The sequence below is a fragment of the Streptococcus sp. 1343 genome (assembly GCF_013277355.1).
GTDB classification, from domain to species: domain Bacteria; phylum Bacillota; class Bacilli; order Lactobacillales; family Streptococcaceae; genus Streptococcus; species Streptococcus pseudopneumoniae.
In genome coordinates, this window is record NZ_VMMT01000051.1 from 1 (window position 1) to 1,102 (window position 1,102).

Annotated in this window: 1 protein-coding gene; it reads left to right on the plus strand. The window is 45.2% G+C overall.

Features of this window, described 5'->3' with window-relative positions:
* Window positions 1–867: DUF1542 domain-containing protein (locus tag HT709_RS07715; protein WP_172925651.1), on the plus strand; the 867-nt coding region annotated here is incomplete at its 5' end.
* Window positions 868–1,102: the final 235 nt, after the last annotated feature.

A 1,102-nucleotide genomic window follows, 5' to 3' on the forward strand; every position in this document is an offset into this window, starting at 1 on the left:
GGTGAAACAGCTATTGCAGGAGTCCACACACCAGGTGACTTAGAAGCTCTTAAGAATGCAGCCAAAGCTGACTTAGCGAAAAAATTAGCAGATAAATTAGCAGCAATTGACAACACTCCAAATGCAACAAAAGAAGAAAAGGATGCAGCTAAAAATCGAGCTAAGGAAGCAGCGAACCAAGCTATCCAAGCCATTGACGCAGCAAGCGACCAAGCAGGCGTGGACAAAGCGCAAGCAGATGGAATTGCCGCAATAGCAGCAGTTAACCCAGTGGCTAAGGACAAAGCTAAGGAAGCAGTAGCAGCTAAGCTTAAGGAAAAAGAAGCCGAGATTGATGCGAACGCTAACCTTTCCGATGCAGAAAAAGCAGCGGCTAAGGAACAAGCCCAAGCGGCAGCGGACAAAGCTATCCAAGCCATTGACGCAGCAAGCGACCAAGCAGGCGTGGACAAAGCGCAAGCAGATGGAATTGCCGCAGTAGCAGCAGTTAACCCAGTGGCTAAAGACAAAGCTAAGGCAGCAGTAGCGGCTAAGCTTAAGGAAAAAGAAGCTGAGATTGATGCGAACGCTAACCTTTCAGATGCAGAAAAAGCAGCGGCTAAGAAACAAGCCCAAGCGGCAGCGGACAAAGCTATCCAAGCCATTGACGCAGCAAGCGACCAAGCAGGCGTGGGCAAAGCGCAAGCAGACGGAATTGCCGCAGTAGCAGCAGTTAACCCAGTGGCTAAAGACAAGGCTAAGGAAGCAGCATTACCTAATACTGGTAGTCGATCAGATAGCACTACAGCTGCTCTAGGACTTCTATCAATCTTTGGAGCAGTAGGTTTACTCTTTTCTAAAAAGAAAAAAGATGATGAAGAAGCTTAAGTAAATGATTCTATTTGATTCTCAATCGCTTTTACATACACAATTTTTTATCAATTAAAAAGAACTAGGGTAATCTACACATTAGCTGGATATACTTACCCTATAGCGGATAGTGAAGAAGCCTCTTTGCCAACTGTAGTAGATGGAAGTTAGCTAAGATTCAGAAAGGACAAATTTTGTCCTTTCTTTTTTGTCGTCCTTCTCTCTGTTGATGGATGTAACCGCCCAATAACGA